General features: G+C 50.2%; 17 protein-coding genes and 1 tRNA gene. 7 read left to right on the top strand and 11 right to left on the bottom strand.

What is annotated here, in order from left to right; translation table 11 throughout:
* Positions 1 to 23 precede the first annotated feature (23 nt).
* The 3 genes from F566_RS32435 (at position 24) to pyrF (ending at position 2,267) form a co-directional block, all read left to right on the top strand.
* Positions 24 to 299: a LapA family protein gene (locus tag F566_RS32435; protein ID WP_020406763.1), complete on the top strand. Its 276-nt coding sequence runs from the start codon at positions 24 to 26 to the stop codon at positions 297 to 299.
* Positions 300 to 304: 5 nt separating this feature from the next.
* Positions 305 to 1,465 (top strand): lipopolysaccharide assembly protein LapB, encoded by a 1,161-nt coding sequence (gene lapB / locus F566_RS0109550; protein WP_020406762.1) that lies wholly within the window; start codon positions 305 to 307, stop codon positions 1,463 to 1,465.
* Positions 1,466 to 1,559: 94 nt separating this feature from the next.
* Positions 1,560 to 2,267, top strand: coding sequence for an orotidine-5'-phosphate decarboxylase (gene pyrF, locus F566_RS0109545; RefSeq protein ID WP_020406761.1), 708 nt, complete (start codon positions 1,560 to 1,562; stop codon positions 2,265 to 2,267).
* Between the two features lie 21 nt (positions 2,268 to 2,288).
* Here the strand turns inward: pyrF and F566_RS0109540 are convergent, their stop codons facing one another.
* The 10 genes from F566_RS0109540 to F566_RS0109495 form a co-directional block, all read right to left on the bottom strand.
* Positions 2,289 to 2,828: a CheW domain-containing protein gene (locus F566_RS0109540; protein WP_157496720.1), complete on the bottom strand. Its 540-nt coding sequence runs from the start codon at positions 2,826 to 2,828 to the stop codon at positions 2,289 to 2,291.
* The gene (locus F566_RS0109535; protein WP_020406759.1) at positions 2,758 to 3,252 is read right to left on the bottom strand and encodes a hypothetical protein; all 495 of its coding nucleotides are present in this window, start codon (positions 3,250 to 3,252) and stop codon (positions 2,758 to 2,760) included. The genes F566_RS0109540 and F566_RS0109535 overlap by 71 nt, the downstream gene beginning before the upstream one ends.
* On the bottom strand, positions 3,249 to 6,827 hold the full coding sequence (locus F566_RS0109530; RefSeq protein WP_020406758.1) for a hybrid sensor histidine kinase/response regulator: 3,579 nt from the start codon (positions 6,825 to 6,827) through the stop codon (positions 3,249 to 3,251). Before F566_RS0109530 ends, F566_RS0109535 begins: the two co-directional genes overlap by 4 nt.
* Positions 6,828 to 6,925: 98 nt before the next feature.
* Positions 6,926 to 8,902 carry a methyl-accepting chemotaxis protein gene (locus F566_RS0109525; RefSeq protein ID WP_020406757.1) on the bottom strand — a complete coding sequence of 659 codons (1,977 nt, stop codon included), beginning with the start codon at positions 8,900 to 8,902 and terminating at the stop codon, positions 6,926 to 6,928.
* Between the two features lie 28 nt (positions 8,903 to 8,930).
* Positions 8,931 to 10,175 (bottom strand): ABC transporter substrate-binding protein, encoded by a 1,245-nt coding sequence (locus F566_RS0109520; RefSeq protein ID WP_020406756.1) that lies wholly within the window; start codon positions 10,173 to 10,175, stop codon positions 8,931 to 8,933.
* 148 nt (positions 10,176 to 10,323) lie between these two features.
* Positions 10,324 to 10,932 (bottom strand): chemotaxis protein CheW, encoded by a 609-nt coding sequence (locus F566_RS0109515; RefSeq protein ID WP_020406755.1) that lies wholly within the window; start codon positions 10,930 to 10,932, stop codon positions 10,324 to 10,326.
* Positions 10,933 to 10,959: 27 nt separating this feature from the next.
* On the bottom strand, positions 10,960 to 11,322 hold the full coding sequence (locus tag F566_RS0109510) for a response regulator (protein WP_020406754.1): 363 nt from the start codon (positions 11,320 to 11,322) through the stop codon (positions 10,960 to 10,962).
* A 3-nt stretch (positions 11,323 to 11,325) separates the two neighbouring features.
* Positions 11,326 to 12,081, bottom strand: coding sequence for a response regulator (locus F566_RS35360; RefSeq protein WP_020406753.1), 756 nt, complete (start codon positions 12,079 to 12,081; stop codon positions 11,326 to 11,328).
* A gap of 520 nt (positions 12,082 to 12,601) precedes the next feature.
* Positions 12,602 to 12,677: transfer RNA gene (locus F566_RS0109500), tRNA-Asn, on the bottom strand.
* A 99-nt stretch (positions 12,678 to 12,776) separates the two neighbouring features.
* Positions 12,777 to 13,970 carry a pyridoxal phosphate-dependent aminotransferase gene (locus F566_RS0109495; RefSeq protein ID WP_342662540.1) on the bottom strand — a complete coding sequence of 398 codons (1,194 nt, stop codon included), beginning with the start codon at positions 13,968 to 13,970 and terminating at the stop codon, positions 12,777 to 12,779.
* 164 nt (positions 13,971 to 14,134) lie between these two features.
* Here F566_RS0109495 and uvrB point away from each other — a divergent pair, with 164 nt between their 5' ends.
* The 4 genes from uvrB to F566_RS0109475 all read left to right on the top strand — a co-directional run bounded on the left by uvrB (position 14,135) and on the right by F566_RS0109475 (position 19,670).
* The gene (gene uvrB / locus F566_RS0109490; protein ID WP_211210643.1) at positions 14,135 to 16,159 is read left to right on the top strand and encodes an excinuclease ABC subunit UvrB; all 2,025 of its coding nucleotides are present in this window, start codon (positions 14,135 to 14,137) and stop codon (positions 16,157 to 16,159) included.
* Positions 16,160 to 16,286: 127 nt separating this feature from the next.
* The gene (locus F566_RS0109485) at positions 16,287 to 17,774 is read left to right on the top strand and encodes a DNA recombination protein RmuC (protein WP_020406750.1); all 1,488 of its coding nucleotides are present in this window, start codon (positions 16,287 to 16,289) and stop codon (positions 17,772 to 17,774) included.
* 52 nt (positions 17,775 to 17,826) lie between these two features.
* Complete coding sequence (locus tag F566_RS0109480; protein ID WP_020406749.1) at positions 17,827 to 18,588, top strand: sulfite exporter TauE/SafE family protein; 762 nt, start codon at positions 17,827 to 17,829, stop codon at positions 18,586 to 18,588.
* A gap of 251 nt (positions 18,589 to 18,839) precedes the next feature.
* Complete coding sequence (locus F566_RS0109475) at positions 18,840 to 19,670, top strand: DUF4126 family protein (protein ID WP_020406748.1); 831 nt, start codon at positions 18,840 to 18,842, stop codon at positions 19,668 to 19,670.
* Between the two features lie 18 nt (positions 19,671 to 19,688).
* Here F566_RS0109475 and F566_RS0109470 read toward each other — a convergent pair whose 3' ends face one another.
* Complete coding sequence (locus tag F566_RS0109470; protein ID WP_020406747.1) at positions 19,689 to 20,891, bottom strand: cation diffusion facilitator family transporter; 1,203 nt, start codon at positions 20,889 to 20,891, stop codon at positions 19,689 to 19,691.
* Positions 20,892 to 20,927: the final 36 nt, after the last annotated feature.

Genomic DNA, 20,927 nt, shown 5'->3' with positions numbered 1-20,927 from the left:
GGAGATTGGGGTCGAGTACACGCATGGCGAAAATTAAGAAATATCTTCTAATCATACTGGTATTGGCGGCAATTTTTGTGGGAGTGGTGTTTTCGCTCTCCAATGAAGATGCTGTCCAATTAGATTTGATCGTGATAAAAACGCCACCAGTTGATGTATCTCTTCTGGTGATATCTGCCTTTGGGGTTGGCCTGATTCTAGGAATGATGGTAACAGGTCTTGCTTTCCTGAAGCGGAAAGTGGTGGGGCCAAAAGCTAAGGCACCGAAATCGGGACAATCACTGGCCACGAATAGCTGATATTTATGGAATTCATCGGGCAGTGGTTACTGGTGGCGGCCGCCATCGGCATTGGCTGGTTTATCGGTTATCAGCAGTCGAGGAGAAGCAACTCCAAAGCTGTTGATACCCATTCAGGCAAGTTCCCCAAAACCCTTCAGTATCTGTTTGAAGCGTACGACGCACCTACACTGGATTCATTTCTGCAGGAACTTGAAGTTAATCGCTATACCATCCAACTGCATCTTTCCATCGCCAATTATTATCGCCGCAAAGGTGAAATTGAGAAGGCGACAGCCATACATCAAAACCTGTTATCCCACCCCGAAGCTCGTATACAACATGCCAGCCAATTGACCTTTGAGTTGGCTCAGGACTATATGGTGGCTGGTCTTTATGACAGGGCTGAGGCGCTGTTCATTGAGCTTTCCGGCGAGAAACAGTGGAAGCAGCGTTGTATCGAAAGCCTGCTGGAAATATACGAGCACGAGAAAGACTGGGATATCGCAAGGGAACGTGCACTTTCCCTGGATGTTAAACGGGATAGAAGTCTTCAGAAGCGAATAGCCCAGTATTGCTGCGAACTGGCCGACAGAAACATTCGCCGTAAGGATTATGCTGAGGCAAGGCAGTTTCTTAAGGAAGCGCTGGGTCATGATAAGACCTGTGTCCGGGCAAGCTTGCAAATGGCGAGGGTTTGCATTGCCACCGAACAGTTCGCTGAGGCGTTAAACGAATTAAAAAGAATTGAGCAGCAGGATCCGGTTTTCCTCACAGAAGCTGTCGATCTCATCGTTGAGATTTGTATGGTGACTCAGGAGCAGGACAAACTAGTTCGTATTCTACAGCGCATATGGGAACAACAACCGTCTGCTCACGTAATGGTGACGCTGGCTGCTCAATTGGGGCAGGGAACTGATTCTCAGAATGCTATTGAATTCCTGTTACATCAGCTTGATGAGCATCCGACACTGGGTGGAGTGCGAACTTTACTCGAGTTGCTTACCCCCTATGCTGAACCGGAAACGAAACGTTGGGTGCAGATCATCAAGGGAGTGCTCGAGTCTCTGCTGGAAAAAAACCAGGACTACTGCTGCATCAACTGTGGTTTTTCCGGCCGCCACATGCATTGGCAGTGTCCCAGCTGTAAAACCTGGGGCAATATCAAGCCAATTCCTTGGGTGTAACTAAGACTTATCCCAGTATTCAAATGGGGATTTCAGAATTTGTACAACCGGACGATGGTCGTCCAATCAAATGAATGCAGGTGAATAAAATCAAATGACTCAACCAACGGACCCAAGAATTGTTGTGGCACTGGACTTTTCTGAACGCAAAGCGTTGGAGAGTTTTGTGGACAGGATCGATCCGTCTCTGTGCCGACTCAAGGTTGGCAAAGAATTATTTACGACCTTTGGTCCAGAGATTGTGCATTGGCTGCAAAATAAAGGGTTCGAGATCTTTCTGGATTTGAAATTTCACGATATTCCCAACACAACAGCACAGGCAGTAAAAGCGGCAGCCAATATGGGCGTATGGATGGTCAATGTCCATGCTTCCGGTGGCCGTCGTATGATGGAGGCCTGCCGGGAAATCCTTCAACCATTCAACCAGCCTCCTTTGTTGATTGCTGTGACTATTTTGACCAGCCTCAGTGACGTTGAAATTCAGGAAATTGGATATGATGGGCAGGCCCAGGAGATGGTTAACAGGCTTGCGTCTTTGAGCAAGGATTGCGGGATGGACGGTGTGGTGTGTTCTGCTCAGGAAGCGCCAATGTTGCGTCGAGATCTGGGGGCAGGTTTTGCTTTGGTCACTCCGGGTATCCGGCCTTTATTCGCCACCAGAGACGACCAAACCAGAATAGTGACTCCTTCGCAGGCAATCGCTGACGGTAGTCATTATCTGGTGATTGGCCGACCTATCACCAGGGCCGAGGATCCTTTGCAAGCCCTGAATCTTGTACGTCAGGAAATTGAAGGCGCTTGATGCTCTCCCAGGCCGGTAATTCTAACCGGCCTTTTGTCTTTGCATCGCAAAGAACTTGCCCGGCTTGATACAGGCATTGTTGGCGTTGGTAATAAACTCAGTTTCTGGTGACATCAGCTTGCTGGGGTCAATAATCGGGATAGATTCTCCGTTACGACAAAACCCCGAGATCAGAGCTGCCTGCCAAATTCCGCAGTCAGAAGAACAGAAGCCAGCAAAACCCTGGTCTTCAACCATTTTTTTAACCGGAGCGGTGCTTACAGCCAATGCAATATATGGGGAGTCAGCAGAATTGCTGTTAAGTACGACAATGTTCGCATTAACTATGTAATGACAGGCTCGGGTGAAGATGACCGGTACCGGTTGTTCATGCCAGATCGTAATGTGCTGGCAACAGGGCTCACTGGCAGGAATCGATAATAGACGAGCGTTAGGGACAAACTCTTCGACCGAATTTGATGCCAGGGCTATCGTTGTTCCATCCAGGGGGTTAGCCAGCCAAACCAGCATGTCGTTGGATGGGCGTGTATCCGATAGCTTCTTTTGGTTTTGCAGCTCCATAGCTTAGTACCCTCTCAAAATAGCGTGTGATGGTCTGTGCGGTGGCGAAGAGGTGCCAGTCGTTGTTTTGCCTGATTAATCCTTCGACCGGGCTAAGTCGTCGCATGCAAGTCGGAAGAGAATGTATTCGGGAGGCGGTACGTAATTTAAACAGCGAATGACAGCTCAATGCCATGGCGGGTACATTGTCGTAGGTGTCCCGCAGCAGAATAACTTTCTTTTCCTCCGGCTGAAGTCCCGATGCTGGAATCCAATTGTTATTAAAGCCATAAACCGGATACCAGCGATCTGAGAATCGTACGCATACGATTTGTTGTTTCTCTGTCACCTCGTCGGCTGACGCTAGGTAAAGAATATCTTCGGCCGGCAGGCAAAGTGACCTGCCGGAACAAGTGACCAGGTAATAGGCAGTTTGATGATTCATCCCAGCAGCTCCTGTATCTTGTCCATAAGATCGTTCTCGTTATAGGGTTTTGTTGTATACCCGTTAACACCTGCTCTTTGAGCAAGTTCCCGATGTTTTTGCTGGCTTCTAGAGGTCAGCATTAGAATGGGAAGTTGGTTATGCTCAGGGGTTTGGCGTAGCTGACGAGTCAACTCCAGTCCGTCCATTCGGGGCATTTCCATATCCACCAGCAGGAGGTGAGGGGTCTCTGACTGAATCTTTTCAATGGCTTCCAGTCCGTCACAAGCGGTGACTACAGTAAAACCACAGTCCTGCAAAAGTTGTTTCAGGGTTTGTCTGACACTGAGAGAGTCATCGACCACCAGAATCTTGTTGAAGATGTCTTGCGATGATGTCACCGGTGAATTCATTGACCGGCTGGATTTATTGCCGGTTTGTAGTAATTCAACCAAGTTGAGCACGGGAACCAGGGTTCCATCACCCAGAATCGTCATGCCAAAGAGGCCGGGGAGCCCCGGAATCATGCGTCCGGGAGTTCTAAGAACCAATTGCTCGCCGGATTTTATTTCATCAACGGCAATTGCCGTCAGTACACCGCTCACCTCGGCCACAATCAGCGGTTTGGCAGATTCTGTTTCTTCTATCCCAAACAAAGATTTGGCCAGATCCACATATCTGTATAGTTCGTCGTTTGCGGATAAATAAGTCTGTCCTGCAATATCCTCAAGCTCTCCTACACCGGTAGCCAGAATCTGAGAGAGACTGGAAGACGGGATAGCAAAGCGTTGCTTGCATACGGTGACCAACAGCATGTATTGAGTAATCTCCCTGACAGGAACCCGGATGATCAGCCGGCAACCCAGTGGCCGGGTTCCCGGTGTGAGAGATTCCATGGTTTCCGTGTCAAAACGGATGTTTCCTCCCATGGATTCAATCTGGCTTCTAACTGCATCCATGCCGATGCCGCGACCTGAAAGTTGAGTGGCTTTATCCCGGGTTGTGAAGCCGGGTTGCCAGACGAATTGTGACAACTCCTGGTCTGTCGGTCTGGATGAGTCTTCTGCCAAAATGCCTGATTTCAGGGCTTTCCTGAAGATCCGTTCAAAGTCCAGACCACCGCCATCGTCCTCAATGACAATCTGCAGAAAGCGACCGACCTGGGCGTATTGAACCTGGATTCTGCCCCGTGGGTTCTTCCCTGACTGTTCTCTTTCGGCAGAAATTTCAATACCGTGGTCCACGGCGTTACGAAGCAGGTGCATCAGAGGATCGGCCAGTTGTTCGATGAGAAGACGGTCTACCTCAAGGTCGTCTCCGATCACATCCAATACAGCAGACTTGCCGGCGGCACGACAAGCCTGGCGAACACATCTTTGTAGACGCCCGGTCAGCTCCGATGCGGCCAGCTTTTGTTTGGAAAGCAATTGGTGTTGAAGCTTGTCAATGTAGCGATGTTGCTGACGCATCAGGCTGTCGAGCATTAGTAACTGGTCCTGAAGCTTATGGTTCAGTTCCCGGACATCGGCGACAGACTCGAACAGTTGATGCGAGCATTCGTGCAGCTCGTCATAACGATCCATCTCCAATGGATCGAATTCAGCGTCTTCTGTATCGTCGGTTTGTGGCGACTGAAAACCGGATTGGGGGGTATGCCGGTCCATGCTACGGTTATCAATCAATCCCTCCAGCTGCAATCGACGCTGGCTTAGCAGATGGTCGTGCTTGGACATGTCTTCACTGGTAGATTGAATCTTTTTATACAGCTCTTTGCCCTGGACATTGTTGATGCTCATTTCTTCAGCGAGCAGTACCAGACTGTCAAAGTCTGATATGGGGACTTCGGAGCCGACTGTGGCAGCATTGTCGTCTTTTGAGGAAGTTGCTTCTTCAGAAGGAACTGGAGGCGTCTTATCAGGATGTTCTGGACGATCAGATGACCTCTTATGATCAGCTGCTACCTGTTGTGCATTGGCATCAGACTGGTTATCAGTAGAGACCATATCGGTATCGGCGTTATCTGGTGTCGCTGGGAAGGACGAAAGGTCGATGCCATCAGGATTGTTCCAGTGAACAAGTTGTTGCAACACCGCAAAGCTGTTGTTGGGAGGCTGGTCTCTTCCACCCAGAAAATCAACCATGGTACTCAGGCAGTCGGAAGCTTCCATTAACAGGTCATAAAGTTGCTCTGAGACGGGTGTTGATCCCTGAGCCAGAATTTCGAAAATATCTTCCAGCGCATGGCTGATATTGGCGACGCCCTTGATGCCCAAAAGATTGGCTGAGCCTTTGAGGCTATGGCTGGCGCGCTGAGCTTTTATCAACCATTGTTTGTCTGGAATATCGTCATCGGCGATATTGGATAATGCGTCAAAAATGGCGTGAGTGTGCAGCGGTGCATCCTGCAGGAAGGCATGTTTAACCTCTAGAGTAACGTCAGCCGAAATGTCCAGTGCGACATCGGCCTCCGTGTAAACTGGTGCGGGTGTTTGCTCCAGTGCTTCGCCGCTGACGTCAAACTCCACTAGCGCAAACAGCAGGGCTTGCTGATCTTCGGAATCAATTGCATCGGACCAGGAAGCATCCTCTAGATATTCCAGCATGGCCAGGCAGCTGCTTTCCGAAGCCTGCTCGTATAAATAGTCTTTGACAAGTAGTGGCCACTTTTTCAGATGCTGAATCTGCTGAGCACCAATATTTTCCTCACTCTGTAAACGGATGCTCAGGCTGTCAAAGAAATGTTGTAGTCCGGTGATGCCGACGTAGCTACTGGTCTCGGCCAGACTCTGGAGTAAATCAATATAGGGGCGTCGGTTATGGTCAGCCGCTGCTATCACGTCTAGAGCTTCGGTTAGATCATCCTCTAGCTCGCAGATTTCCGCCCAGAAGGCTTCCACTAATTCAGTCTGCTCGTCTGACAGATTTGAATCTGGGGGGATATCGGTTAGCGACAGCATGGGAATGGGCGATTCTCCGTTGGCTTCAGGCAGCATTATTTCGGCTGCAGCGTCAGTTGGGGAGTTTTCCTTTATATGACTTGCTAAATGGCTTGAGCCCACATCTTTGGCTGCTTCTCTGAATTGAAGGTCATCATCAGTAGATTCGTCATGAAAAACCTCTAACGGCTCTTCGGCGTGCTGATTCGCTATGGGGTCCTCAATGAGGGGGGCTGCCAAAGTGTTTTCTGTTTGCTGGATCTCCGATGTCTGTTCTGAATCTTCTTCATGGTGCTTCTCATGAGGTTTGATGGAGGCAAACTTGCTAATCTCGGGGTCATCCAATGAATCCAGAAGGCGTAACAGCCACTGAGCGATGGTCAGCGTTTTGGCTTGGGGCAATGATTGCGGCTCTCCTTCCAGGGTACCGCCGTTGGGCATGATCTGAGAGCGCAGTCTCTCCAGTCGAGCCAAGTGCTGATGGCTTTCAGTCATATCGAGCATGGCTCCGATATTGTCCATCATCGCCAGCACCTCTTCCGATGATGGCTCGTCGGACTGAAGTATTTGCATCAGATCATCTCTGAATACATCCGCCAGAGAAGTCATCGCGATGTTTTGATCCTGAAGTGGATCGTGATTTTGGTCTCGTGCATCCATATATGCTCTCCATGCATAGGGAGATACGGTAACTGTTCGCTACGTCATAAGGCTCCTGCCAACAGTGATTTGGCACTATCGGCAGAAGCCTGCTCTCATCAACTGGCTTGTTTTAATCCCTCTTTGGATTGACGGATGAATGAACCGGGGATCGTTGGTTCACTGGACCGGGGAGATGTTTCTTTAGCTTCTTCCTCAGGTAGTGCCTGCAACAACTCCGGCAGGTTAATCTGCAGCAACGCATTTTCCGGAATCCGGAAGACTTCAACCGTTTGCTGCAGCAATGCGGAGGCCGTTCTCAAGCGTTCCGTATGGAGTGATTGACGTTTTAGCTCCTGGTCAGTGATGTGAGTGCTCTTCTCGATACTGTCTGCCTGAGTCCGGACCAACTGTGCCTCTTTGGCCTGGGTTAGGGAGCTGCGGGCAATTTTCTCGACTGCATCGAGGAGGTCAGCCGCAGTCTTCTGGGTTTCCTGCATTTGTTGGCCGGCTTGGGTTGCACGTTTGGAACCGCTTACTACCTGGGTAATACTGCTGTTCATGTTGTCCACTGCGTCAGCAGTTTCAGATTGGATGTTACGGACCAGAGCGCTGATCTGGGAGGTGGCATTACGCGAGCTTTCCGCCAGACGTTGTACCTCATCGGCAACAACCGCAAAGCCTCGACCTGCTTCACCGGCTGCTGCTGCCTGCATACTGGCGTTGAGGGCCAGTACATGCGTCCGTTCAGCAATGTTGTTGATGATGTCGATGATACTGCTGATCTCTTGAGAACGTTCAGACAGTCGCTTGATGCGTTTCTCTGTTTCACTGATGGATTCACGGATTTCACCCATACTGTCGACAGTGTTTCCCACAGCCTCATAGGCTTTGTCAGTGGTTTCCGCCGTCGTCTTCGCAATCTGGTTACAGGACTGACACCATTTCGCGATCAGGTTCATCTGTTTGGACAGGCCTTCCAGTTTATCAATGGTGTCTTCGATAACAGCTCGTTCCTCGGCGGCCACGTGAACCACCTTATGGGTCTGTTCGTCCACCATGACGCTATATACACCAACAGCTTTACTGATGTGGGTGATTTTACCCAGAGCTTCAGCGGTTTCTTTGGTCACCATGTTAAGGGCGTCAGCAACAGGGCCGGTAATGTCTTCACGTACTGTCAGCTTCGTGGTGAGGTCCTTATCGCTGAGCTTGGCGGTTCCTTCAAGGAGCTCGATAACCGAGTTGTTGAGAACCTCATTTTCTTTTTCTGCCTGGATCAGTGTGGCCACTTTTTCATTGAGCAGTTGGTCAAGTGCCTCGCCCAGTCTCGACAACTCATCGGTCCCCTGAATGTTGGTACGGGCATCTGTGTCACCCTGTTTTACCTTGCTTACTGTGTTCGCAATGGCGGTAACCGGCTGCAAAATGGATCCTAGGATAAACCGTGCCAGAATCAATGATCCCACCAAGCTTAATACAATCAGAATGGTGCCCACTATTGCGCTTGAGCTTAAAGTCGTCTGAGTGTTTTCGTACTTTGCCTGTGCAATTTGTTGCGTCAGATCCGCATAGTTTTTGGTGGCAGCCCGGAATGGATCAAGCAGATAACCCAGATCGTTCAGCAAAAACAATTCCAGAGCTGGACGAGACTGGTTGGTCCCCATGTCATTGAACTGGTCAAAAATGGAGATAACGCCGTTGACTGTACTTTCCATGGCCTGGAAGCGTGCCTGCTGGTCTGCGGATTGTTCCTGGACTTTGTCCACCAGCAATTGCCAGTTCTGCATGAAGTTACTTCTGGCTTCATTCATCCGCTGGTCCGCCTCGCTCCAGATCATGCTGCCGCTGTTAAGGCCATTGAGGGTTTCCACCACACCAGTATCGATTGTCCGGATCAATTCGGACAGGTTGGCTTGGTTTTCCACCTGATTGTGCAGTTCGCCCGCCGATCTTGTGGCGTAGGTTAGAGCAAAGGCCGCAAGTGATGCGACGACCAGCAGGGCCAGGGCGGTTACCCCGGTCAACAGTGTGAGCCTTTTACCCACACTCAGTTTTTCGATGGAGAAAAAGTGATTCAAGCGTTGAAATTTCATCTCGGGCTCCTATGAATCTGAGAGTGGGCTAGAACAGCTGGGCGATCTGGTTATCGCCGATCGTCTGATAAGTCTTATTGTTGAGATAAGTCATGATGACCAGGTCTGATCCCTGATTGTCTCCCCTGAAATCCAGCCTCAGCCCGCCGACTTCGATAAGGCTGTTTCTGGTGGCTCTGCGGAATGCGTTCCGGGTGATTTCGCCGTCAATTCTCTTCAGTAGCTCCATGGTCATTTTGCCGACGATATAGCCTTCCAGAGATACAACATTCAAACGTTCACCAAGTGCCTTTCTGGCTTGATGGACAATAGGCAGATCAGAGTCCAGGTCGGGTACAACCTGGGTCACGATCACTTTGTCATTGACGCCATACTGACTGAGTACGGCAAGCAAGTTATCAGCGCCAGTAAAAGAAACGGCGCTGATCATCCAGTCGTCGCCTTTTTGTCTGGCATAGGCTGCAAAGCGCCCGATGGCGTTATAGGTGCCAACGGTTACCACCAGTCGGCATTGCACATTTTCCTGTTGTTCCCACTTTTTCAGGGATTCGTAACCAGGGCGTGAAGCCAAAGTGTTGCGTTGATAGACGCCGACAGGACCCACTCCATTCCGGGCAGGGTTCTCTCCGGGCATGGCGAGAATCTGGTCGAGCCTGGCGATGATGGCAGAGGTCCCTGCTTTGGAATTCAATGCCAATTTAATGCCCTCAACACCGGCCATACCGTAGGCGTCATTCTGGACAAAGGCGCAGATCTGGCTGGGACTTAATCCAGCCAGCAGGCTTTGTTCAATAACCTTGGCGGTTTCCTGGACATAGCTTGCTCGGAAGTTAATCACTTCACCGGTTCCCGGCCTGAGGATGCCCGCGCCGGTAAAAAATCCGATGGCCGGAACATCGTGACTGGCAAGAAGAGGGAGGGCGACTTTGGCTGTAGGGGTGCCGACATTACCTACCATGGCAAATACGCCTTCATTTATCAGCTTTTGAGTTTGCTGAGCGGTCAGTTCTGGCGTGTAGGAATCGTTCAGAGCCACATACTCCAACTGCTTGCCCTGTATTCTTTCTTCAGCGAACGCGGCCTGAATACCGTCCCGCATGCCGATCCCCAGCCCCCGGGACTGGCCCTCCAGATCGAGAACGCCGCCAATGACGATCCTGTCCCGGTAGACGCCTTCGGTCTGGGAAGCGGCTCTTAAGCCCGCCGAAGCCAAACAAAGTGTCAGTACAACTGTCAGCAGAGTAAATTTGTTGTGACGGTTTATATGGTGCATATCATTCTCCTGGATATGACTTTTGGCCCTGAGTCAGGGCGCACTAATCCTGTCCCGGCAGGTAATACTGTCGGGCGTTATTACTTCCTGTAGTCGGATGCAGGGAGAAACCGCTACTGCTGTCGGTGTTGTCCCGCTGGGTTTGGGCTCAGGATGGCGTCAACATTTGGGTTAACCTCCGTTTAAACTTGGCAAGGTTCCATTCGCACCAAATGCCTTCTTGGTGATAACAGGTGTCGACACAGGCTTTAAGCTCTGCTGTCAAAATGGGGGGGTGACTCATCGCCTGCTTGCTGTTAACGCTGAATTTACGGGGCATGTGATGTATTGCGATGGCAAATGAGTCACCTTCATGGTCAAAATAGAGAATGTAAGAAGAGTCGGACTGCCTGCTGATACTGCTGTGCGTTTTGGCTGTCTGACCATCGGAGTCTTCCAGATGGAAAAAATCGTAGGGGTTCACCACTGGGGTAATCTGCCCCCGAACGTTAGTGAAGCCCAACAGCCAGGTCGGTGTAAAAGGCACCTGGCAGATGGACGGCTCTTCTATCAACTCTTTGTTGCAATCCTCACGGATCAGTAGTCCCAGAGAGGCCCCGTTTTGCTCCGACTGGGAAAGGTGCAGGCCAAACCAATGGCTGCTGGACACTTCAACATCGTCCTGAGCTTCGGCCCCATCCAACTTCTGCAGAACGGCCAGGGCCTCCGATGGAGTTAGCAAGCGATTGTTCTGAGAGGGAATTACGACGCTGTTCATGGCTTTGCTCCTTGGGCTGGCGCTCGTTTAAGCGTAGCTCTGCAACTGATTCAGGATGTCTTCCTGACGATAGGGTTTTGAAATCAGTGCTTTGGCTCCCTGTTTCGCCGCCCAGATATGGTCAACCTTCTGATTCTTGCTGGACACGAATACCACCGGGATGTTGGCGGTTTCCGGCGAATTGGAGAGCTCTCTGCATGTGCTGAAGCCGTCCATTTCGCCCATGATGATGTCCATCAGGATCATATTGGGTTTTTCCACTTTGGCTTTATTGACTGCTTCCTCTCCAGAACGGGCCAGAACCGTCTGGTACTTGGCTTCGGCGACGATCGACTGCAAATGCGTCAGATCTGCTTCGCTGTCATCAACAATCAGAATTTTCTTGCTCATTATCTATCTCCCGATAGCCGCAAGTTGCATGGTCTGAGGTAACTCGGCTCTTTGCGGCATTAGATATCGCCTGATTACCTGTACAAGTTCGCGATCTTCCGGAGGTTTGGTGATGTAACCGTCGCAACCGGACATCTTTGCCTTCACCCGATTAATGGTGGAGGACTTGCTGGTCAGCATCACCACTTTCGATCCTGACAGTGATTTGATTTTGCGGCAGGCCTGGTAGCCATCCATTCCCGGCATCATGACATCCATGAAGATTAGGTTGTAATACTGGTTGGCTGCTCTGGTAACGGCTTCCTCACCGGACTCGGCTACTTCGACACCAATGTCACCGGTGAGGATTTCGTGAAGCTTCTGGGTCATGAAAGTCCGCACGGGCAGTGTGTCGTCGACGATCAGTATGTTTCGGTCATGCCGTTTTTTGTCGTCAGACACGATGGCCGCATGCAAAGCTTCGGTAAGTCGCCGGAACTGTAATGGTCGGGTCAGGTGTATTGTGTTAGGAACGACTTGCTGTGGTCGCCTGCTCAGGACAATGGTGTTTTCAAAGTAGGCGATGGGCTTTAGGCGTTCCCATTGTGCGGCGCTGTCAGGATGATCCACATCCATGATCAATATTTGTCCTTCAGCGCTGTTAGGCTCTTTGGCAAGCTGAAAGTTGCCAAACCAGGTTTCGTCAAGCCGGGAAAGGTTCTTAAGAAGAATCAGATCCTTCGGCGACAGTCCTATATGTGAGATAACAATTTTGTCCATAATGACCTCACTCCGTCGAGGCAATCAAATTCCGTGGCTCGGGATGCCACAAGCTGATCTGTGATTGATCAGAATGTGATCAAAGTATTATGGGAAGGGTGATCATGAGTCAAAGCTTCTGGTGTAACACGCAGTAAAGAGAATATTTCGTTCTGTAGGGCCTGAATCTGAATATTCGCTATTTGTGTAACGATATGTAGTTTTTGTAAAAATGTGACAAATGCACGGATTGTAAAAAATGTCAGATAAAATTTAGGTTTGTCGTGACTAAAGTAAATTGTTCGATAGGGGGGGTTACAAAAACAACGAACAACGTCATTTTAAAATCAGATTAAGCCATCGCTTTTTATGAGAAAAAAAACTAATAAATTTGTGTGAATTTCCTCGGAAGCGCCGACATGTGTGGCTTCTAAAGGCAGGCCCAGACTGGGCTGAACGAGGTTTTTGGTATAAAAATACCAAAAGCGAGAGTTTAAAAATAAAAAAGCCGTGACCTGAAGTCACGGCTTTTTTGGAATTTTGGCTCCCCGAGCTGGACTCGAACCAGCGACCCAATGATTAACAGTCATTTGCTCTACCAACTGAGCTATCAGGGAATTGCGTAAGAGGCGCGTATATTAATCGCCTCTTTTGGGAAGGTCAAGCCCCGAAAAACACTTTGAGGCTTGGGAAATGAAACTCCTTTCCGGGCAGGCTCAGCTCAGGGCCTTGGCGATACGATCCATCGCTTTCTGCAGGTTTTCCATGCTGGTGGCAAAGGAAAGTCGCAGGTGACCTGGAGCGCCAAAAGCTGACCCGGGAACCAGTGCAACGCCTGCGTTGTTGAGTAGGTATTCAGCCAGCTCAACGTCGTTGTTGATATCGTCCAGTTTTTCGATGGCATCCTGGAAGCCGGGGAATGCGTAAAATGTTCCATCAACGGCCAGGCAATTAACGCCATCAATAGCATTTAGCGCTTCGACAACAAAGTCATGCCGCTTCTTGAATTCTGCCACCATTTCCCGGATACAGTCCTGCGGACCGTTCAATGCCGCAACGGCTGCTGCCTGGGAAATAGATGCTGGATTAGAAGTGCTTTGAGACTGGATTTTTTTCATTGCCCCAATCACTTTAGCTGGCCCAGCCGCATAGCCGATACGCCATCCGGTCATGGAATAGGCCTTGGAAACTCCATTCAGAACAAAGGTGCGATCATACAGTTCCGGACAGACATTCAGAATGTTGACGAAAGGTGCGTCATTGAACAGGGTGTGTTCGTACATGTCATCTGTCGCAATGAATATCTGTGGGTGCTTTTTCAGTACCTCTCCCAGTGCTTTCAACTCATCGGCGGTATACGCCATGCCGGTGGGGTTGGAAGGGCTATTGAGTGTCACCAGCTTGGTCTTATCGGTAATGGCCGCCGACAATTGCTCGGCTGTCATTTTAAATTGAGCCTCAGCTTTGGTTTCAATGATGACGGGGTTACCTTCCGCCACCAGGACCATATCTGGGTAGGAGACCCAGTAAGGCGCGGGGATAATGACTTCGTCACCGGGGTCGAGCAGCGCCAGGGACAGATTGAAAAAGCTCTGTTTTCCACCGGAGGATACCAGAATCTGGTTAGCCTGATAGCTTAACTGGTTATCTCGCTGGAACTTATCGATAATGGCTTTTTTTAGTGCCGGGGTACCGTCAACCGCCGTGTATTTTGTCTGGCCGGCATTAATGGCATCAATGGCAGCGGCTTTAATATGTGCAGGAGTATCAAAATCTGGTTCACCGGCACCCAGTCCGATAATATCTTTACCGGCGGCACGGAGTTCAGCTGCACGGTTAGTGACCGCGAGAGTTGGGGAAGGTTTTATGGCTTGGACGCGACGAGAGAGTTCAGTTTCCAAAGAAGTCATTCCTCGATTTTTTGCTGTGCGGATGATGAAGAAATCAGAGTTGGTCTGCGGTACGTTGGCTGACAATTTTACAGGTGAAACCAAGACGACATACCAAGTTCAAACCGTCTGATTCTAACATTTACTTGAAACTATCATCTACTGGAAAGTGTGTGTAAGCTCCCATCATGCAAAAATTCAGACTTCAATCAAAATATAAGCCCGCCGGCGATCAGCCTGCAGCGATCAATAAACTGGTGGAAGGCCTGGAAGATGGCCTCTTGCATCAGACGCTGTTGGGGGTAACCGGATCCGGTAAAACCTTCACCATGGCAAATGTGGTGGGGCAGGTTCAGCGTCCGACGATTGTTCTGGCTCATAACAAAACCCTTGCGGCCCAGTTGTACGGCGAGTTTAAAGAGTTCTTCCCGGACAATGCCGTGGAGTACTTTGTCTCCTACTATGATTATTATCAGCCAGAGGCCTACGTTCCTTCATCGGATACTTATATAGAGAAGGACTCTTCGATCAATGACCACATTGAACAAATGCGCCTTTCAGCCACCAAGGCATTGATGGAGCGTGAGGATGTTCTGATCGTGGCAACGGTATCATCGATCTACGGTTTGGGTGATCCCCAGTCATACAAGAAGATGATGTTGCATCTGGATCGTGGCGATAAAATAGACCATCGAGGGTTGCTCCGTCGTCTGGCCGAATTACAGTACACGCGCAACGATGTTGAACTGCACCGGGCGAACTACCGGGTAAGAGGTGATGTCATCGATGTGTTTCCTGCGGAATCGGAAAGTGAGGCGTTACGTATTGAACTGTTCGATGACGAGATTGAAGCCCTGTCCTGGTTTGACCCGCTGACAGGGGAGGTCTATCGAAAGGTTCCCCGGGCCACAATATATCCGAAGACTCACTATGTTACCCCGCGCCAGATTATTCTGGATGCAACTGAAAGTATCAAAGACGAACTGGCAGAACGGCTCGAGCATTTCCGCAGTAACCATAAGTTACTGGAGGCTCAGCGCCTGGAAGAACGTACCCGCTATGATCTGGAAATGATGCTGGAGCTGGGTTATTGCAATGGCATCGAGAATTATTCCCGTTATCTCTCCGGCAGAGACTCTGGCGAGCCCCCTCCGACCTTGTTCGAATATCTGCCTCCCAATGCTTTGCTGTTTATTGACGAATCCCATGTCACCGTCCCTCAGTTAGGGGCGATGTATAAAGGCGACCGGTCCCGAAAGGAGACTCTGGTCAATTATGGTTTCCGGTTGCCGTCAGCCATGGATAACCGGCCCTTGAGATTTGATGAATGGGAACGACTGGCGCCGCAGATGGTATTTGTTTCCGCGACACCGGGGCAATATGAGAAAGACCATCAAGGGCAGGTGGTGGAGCAGGTTGTCAGGCCGACAGGTCTGGTGGATCCGGAAGTGGAAGTCCGGCCTGCCAGTACTCAGGTTGATGATCTGCTTGATCAGATTCATCAGATATCCGCCAAGAATGAGCGGGTGCTGGTGACAACCTTGACCAAGCGTATGGCAGAAGACCTTACCGACTTCCTGATGGAGCACGGTATCCGGGTTCGTTATCTGCATTCGGATATCGATACGGTGGAAAGAGTAGAAATTATCCGTGATCTTCGACTCGGGGAATTTGATGTCCTGGTGGGCATTAACCTGTTACGAGAAGGTCTGGATATGCCGGAGGTATCCCTGGTGGCAATCCTTGATGCGGATAAGGAAGGCTTCTTGCGTTCGGATCGTTCACTGATTCAGACCATTGGCCGTGCCGCCCGGAACGTGAACGGCAAGGCAATTCTGTATGCGGACAAAGTGACCGGTTCCATGCAGCGGGCCATGGAGGAGACGGAAAGACGCCGGGCCAAACAGGTTAGCTTTAACAAGGAACATGGTATTACACCGAAAGGGCTGACCAAATCCATTGCCGATATTATGGAAGGGGCTGTTGCTCCAGGCTCCAAAAAGAAAAGTGCACAGCGTAAGGTGGCAGAGAAACAAGCCGACTATGGTATTGATCTGGCCGCCAGATCTCCTCAGGAATTTGCCAAAGCGGTTAAAAAGATGGAGGACGATATGTACGAGGCTGCACGGAATCTGGAGTTTGAAAAAGCTGCTCGGTTAAGAGATCAGTTACATGAGCTGAAAGAGCGTGGCCTGAAAGCGGCACAGTAAGTTGCCGCTTTTCTTCGATATCCTTTTGTAAGCGACAAGTAAGTGGCAAGTCTATGCTATGCAAATAACAGGAATCGGTTGTGAACGACATCAAGACAATCTTCCAGACCCAAGGATCTGAAACTACATGATTAGATTACCTGTCAACGAATTGGAGTGGGCAATCGTTGGCTTGACAACACTGGTGGTTCTCCTGGCTGTGACAGCTTTAATGTTGCGCCGCACGCTTGCCTCTGAAAAACAACGTATCGCAGAGCTTGAGCTGGCGTTGACATCCAGTCGCGAACAGGCTGAACAGATGGAGAGTAAGATAGATGAAAAGGAACAGCGTCTGGAGCATTTGCAGGACGACTTTCATCAGTTGCGGCAGGAATATGTGATTTTGAAGACCCGGGCTGAAGACCGGCAAGGGCAATTGCAGTCACTGGAACAGCAACTGGCCGGTCAACGGGAAGAGACCCAGGAATTGTTGCGGGAGCTGAATGCCAGCAAGACCGAGCTGGCCACCTTGCAAACTGCCAGAGAGAAAGAGTCTCAGCACCATGCTGACAAACTCAGGCTTTTGGAAGAATCACGGGAAAAGTTGACACAGGAGTTTCAGCTTCTGGCTAACCGGATCTTTGAAACCAATACCCGAAAACTTTCTGAACACAGTGAGTCGCAGATCAAGCTGGTCTTGAACCCTATACAGGATCAATTGAAGGACTTCCGCAAGAAAATAGAAGACGTCTATGAAAAGGAATCCCAGCAGCGCTTTTCATTGGCAAGCGAGGTCAAGAAACTGCAGACGCTGAATGAGCGGATCAGCGAAGATGCTATTGCACTGACCAATGCCCTGAAAGGAGAAAACAAAACTGCAGGTAATTGGGGCGAGGTGGTGCTGGAGCGTATTCTTGAACGCTCGGGGCTCACCAAAGGGCAAGAGTATGACGTGCAGGTCAGTCACACAGGTGCGGACGGGCGGCGTCAGCAACCGGATGTCGTGGTACGATTGCCGGATAACAAATCCGTTATTATTGATTCCAAGGTTAGTCTGCTTGCATATGAACAGTATCACAACGGCGAAGGTGATGAGGAGCGGGCTGCAGCTCTGAAGCAACATCTGGCTTCTATACGTCAGCATGTGAAAAATCTCAGCAGCAAAAACTATCAGGATGCTGTTGGGATTGAGTCACTCGACTTTGTCCTGTTATTTGTTCCCATCGAAGGAGCGTTTGCTGCAGTGCAGCAGGATGCGAATCTGTTCAGTGATGCCTTTGAGCTGAATGTTGTCATTGTGTCGCCGTCGACACTGCTGGCGACACTGAGAACCATTCATAATATCTGGCGCTATGAGTACCAGTCTCAGAACGCTATAGAGATCGCTCGTCAGGCGGGCAATCTATATGACAAGTTCGTCAATTTCACAACGGACCTTGAAGCGATAGGGCAACGTCTGGAACAGACTCAAAAGGCTTATGACGGCGCAATGGGTAAACTGTCTGTCGGGCGGGGGAATCTGGTGGCGAGGGTTGAGAAATTGAAGCAACTGGGGGCTCGTGCAAGTAAACAGTTGCCGGAGTCTCTAACCGCCCAGGAATCTCTGGCTGAGCCGGAAGAGGAAGATTCTATGTGAAGTTGTTTGTTTCCCATTTGGCAGCTTCTTTTATTTAACTTGGCGTTAAAAAATGGAATGGTTCTCCTATAGTGACTGGTCTGCCGGACTGGGCTACGGGCAACTGCTTCTTCTGCTTCTATGCAGTTTTCTCGGCTCTCTGATGACCGCCGCTCTGGGAGTGGGGGGCGGTGCATTTCTCATTACCATTATGGCTGATATTGTTCCACCGCTGGCATTGATACCCGTGCATGGCATTGTGCAGTTGGGGTCAAACGCCAGTCGGGCGATTCTTACCCGTAAACACCGGAATAACCGGGTTGTGGGGCTCTTTTTTGTTGGCGCGCTGGTAGCCTCTCTGGCTTCCGTGTTTTTGTTGGCCAATATCAATCCCACCTGGATTCCGGTTCTGGTGGCAATATTTATTCTCTGGTTGAGCTGGGGACCTATGCCTCAGATTGGGTTGGGCAAGACAGCGGCAGGACTACTTTCTGGAGGCTTTCTGACAACCATTGCCACCATGCTGGTCGGAGCTTCGGGCCCACTGGTTTCTGCCTGGTTGGGCCGTTCAGGAGTGGACCGCTGGGTCTATACCGCGAACTTTTCATCCTGTATGACGCTCCAGCACAGTATGAAAATTATTGCCTTTGGATTTGCTGGGTTTGTGTTTACCCCCTGGATTCCAGTCATGGTCCTTATGGTGATATGTGGCTATCTGGGAACCCGTGTAGGCTTGAAAATCCTGGGTAAGCTTCCTGAGAAACATTTCCGAACGGTGTTTCGCTGGCTGTTGACGCTTCTGGCCTTGCGAGTGCTATGGAAGTGGTTGGTGTGACTTTCCCGGCTTATCCTCACTTGTTGTTTGAATAACTCTTTAAAATCCTTTGGTTATGTCGAATGGCTCGCGACAGGGTGGCTTTGAAACTTTCACAGGTTACTGAATGTTCAGCCTTCGTTCAGTGATTCTATGGTTTGATGGGGCTATATTGAGCCCATATTTGACACTATTAATAGTCTGTGCCCGGGACACATAAAGCGACATCCCGGGCATACGGGTGTATATGAACATAGAAGTAGGTACAACCAATGGAAAGCTATGAAGCCCTGGTTACAACAATTGCCCTGACGATGGGAGTGTCCTGGGCCAGCGGAATTAATCTTTATGCCGCCCTCCTGGTGCTGGGGTTGGGCGGAGCAAGCGGCAACATTGCATTGCCGGCGGAATTGGCAGTAGTTCAGGAGCCTCTGGTGATCGCCGCTGCCGGTTTTATGTACTTTATTGAATTTTTTGCAGATAAAACGCCTGGCGTGGATAGCAGCTGGGATGTCCTGCATACCTTTATCCGAATACCTGCAGGGGCCGCTCTGGCAGCTGGTGCGGTGGGGGATGTGACTCCGGCTCTGTCGATAGCTGCCGGGATTGTGGGTGGAGGAATCGCAGCTACTTCACACGCGACCAAGACCGGAACACGCCTAGCCATCAATACTTCTCCTGAGCCGGTGACCAACTGGACGGCATCTATTCTGGAAGATGTGATGGTCATTGCGGGGTTGTGGACGGCGTTGAATCACCCCTGGTTGTTTATTGTGCTCGCCATCGGCTTTTTATGTCTGGCAGCTTGGCTGTTGCCCAAATTGTGGCGGTTTATCAAGTTGGTATTTCGGAAGATCGGGGAGTTTCTGGGTGTACTCGACAAACCTGCGCCCTCAACGGAATCTCCCATAGCAGATTCATCAGTAGGAAGCTTTGCCATGGATAACCTGGTTGACCGGGGAGAGGCGACGTATAGCGAGCCAGCTTCTGCCACGATAGAAGACCGTTATAGCCGCCTGCAGAGACTGAAGTCATTACTCGACGCTGGGGCGATTACTCCCGAGGAGTACGAGAAGGAGAAAAAACGGTTGCTGGAAGACTGAGGTTGTCAGGAATAAAGATTATTTGGCAGGTCCATCCTGGTCGAGGGATTTCCAGATCCTGAGGGAGCCGATCCATGCAATGTCGGCGACCTCTGCCAGCATCCTGTTTTTAAGTTCTTGGTCATTCATCTGGTTAAGACTCTCAATCGCTGAAGTGCTGTTGAGCATGACTTCAATATGAACCTTGTCTCGTAGATAGTGCAGCAACAATCGTTTAACCGAGCTTTTTGGGATAATTGACTGCCATCTTTGATGCAGAAGTTCGGTCAGCTCATTACGTTGGGGAAGTTTGGACACGGTTGCCATTTGTTCAGATAGTGAGCCATCTTCCTCAGCATCGATGTGCAGCGTGATATCCGAGATCTGATGCACTTTCTGCCTTAATGCTGCAACAGCACAAAGGCCAATGTGATGCCCTTCAGAAACGCTGATCGTCGGGTCCACCTGTAAATGGAGGTCCAGGACAATCTCTGGTCCGACATAGCGCCCCCGGATAAAATGCGTATCCCGAACACCCTCCACCTGGCCAAGAACGCGCTCTATTTCCTCCATCTTCTTGTTGGGTACAGAGGTTTCGACCAATTCCTTAATGCTGTTCCAGGCCAGATCCCAGCCAATTTTGGCAACCAGGAGGGCGACAATAACGGCCGCGGCGGCATCAAGCCACGGATAGCCGGCGAGAGCTCCAAGCAGGGCCATCAGAACAACGATAGAGGACAGGGCGTCTGTCCGGGAGTGCCAGGCATTGGCAATAATCAGATCAGAATTCAGAAGTTTTCCCACTTTCAGGGTGTAATGGTATATCCATTCCTTACCCGCGATGGATAACAGGGCCGCCAGCAGGGCCTGCCAGCCGGGTATTACATTGGCCTGGCCAGATATCAGGCGGGTGGTGCTGTCGTAGGCCATGGCGCCGGCGACAGCTATTAACAGGCTCCCAAGAACGACCGTCCCCAGTGTTTCGAATTTACCATGCCCGTAAGGATGCTCTTCGTCTGGGGCCTGATGTGAAAAACGTGTAATCAGGATGACAAGAATATCGCTGCCAGCGTCGGTAAAAGAGTGAATGCCGTCCGCGATTAAAGCGTAGGAATTGGCCAACAGTCCAATCGTGATCTTGAGGACTCCCAGAATGATATCCAAAATCATGCCAACGATCGTGACCCGCTGGGCCAATTGGCTTTTTTGGGTTCTTGTCAGTGTGGCGGAGTGACTGGTCATTTTTTATCTTATTGATGTTGAAAAACTTTCCTATCA

This window comes from Hahella ganghwensis DSM 17046 (assembly GCF_000376785.1).
GTDB lineage: Bacteria > Pseudomonadota > Gammaproteobacteria > Pseudomonadales > Oleiphilaceae > Hahella > Hahella ganghwensis.
The sequence above is the reverse complement of the archived record's forward strand: the minus strand, read 5'-3'. Positions and strand labels throughout refer to the sequence as shown.

Coding starts and splice junctions, on each gene's coding strand:
- F566_RS0109540 (WP_157496720.1), bottom strand. CDS start 2,828: ATGGAGCTGCAAAACCAAAAGAAGCTATCGGATACACGCCCATCCAAC.
- F566_RS0109525 (WP_020406757.1), bottom strand. CDS start 8,902: ATGAAATTTCAACGCTTGAATCACTTTTTCTCCATCGAAAAACTGAGT.
- F566_RS0109485 (WP_020406750.1), top strand. CDS start 16,287: ATGATTAGATTACCTGTCAACGAATTGGAGTGGGCAATCGTTGGCTTG.
- F566_RS0109535 (WP_020406759.1), bottom strand. CDS start 3,252: ATGAATCATCAAACTGCCTATTACCTGGTCACTTGTTCCGGCAGGTCA.
- F566_RS0109470 (WP_020406747.1), bottom strand. CDS start 20,891: ATGACCAGTCACTCCGCCACACTGACAAGAACCCAAAAAAGCCAATTG.
- F566_RS32435 (WP_020406763.1), top strand. CDS start 24: ATGGCGAAAATTAAGAAATATCTTCTAATCATACTGGTATTGGCGGCA.
- F566_RS0109520 (WP_020406756.1), bottom strand. CDS start 10,175: ATGCACCATATAAACCGTCACAACAAATTTACTCTGCTGACAGTTGTA.
- F566_RS35360 (WP_020406753.1), bottom strand. CDS start 12,081: ATGGACAAAATTGTTATCTCACATATAGGACTGTCGCCGAAGGATCTG.
- F566_RS0109475 (WP_020406748.1), top strand. CDS start 18,840: ATGGAAAGCTATGAAGCCCTGGTTACAACAATTGCCCTGACGATGGGA.
- lapB (WP_020406762.1), top strand. CDS start 305: ATGGAATTCATCGGGCAGTGGTTACTGGTGGCGGCCGCCATCGGCATT.
- F566_RS0109515 (WP_020406755.1), bottom strand. CDS start 10,932: ATGAACAGCGTCGTAATTCCCTCTCAGAACAATCGCTTGCTAACTCCA.
- F566_RS0109510 (WP_020406754.1), bottom strand. CDS start 11,322: ATGAGCAAGAAAATTCTGATTGTTGATGACAGCGAAGCAGATCTGACG.
- F566_RS0109495 (WP_342662540.1), bottom strand. CDS start 13,970: ATGACTTCTTTGGAAACTGAACTCTCTCGTCGCGTCCAAGCCATAAAA.
- F566_RS0109480 (WP_020406749.1), top strand. CDS start 17,827: ATGGAATGGTTCTCCTATAGTGACTGGTCTGCCGGACTGGGCTACGGG.
- pyrF (WP_020406761.1), top strand. CDS start 1,560: ATGACTCAACCAACGGACCCAAGAATTGTTGTGGCACTGGACTTTTCT.
- F566_RS0109530 (WP_020406758.1), bottom strand. CDS start 6,827: ATGGATGCACGAGACCAAAATCACGATCCACTTCAGGATCAAAACATC.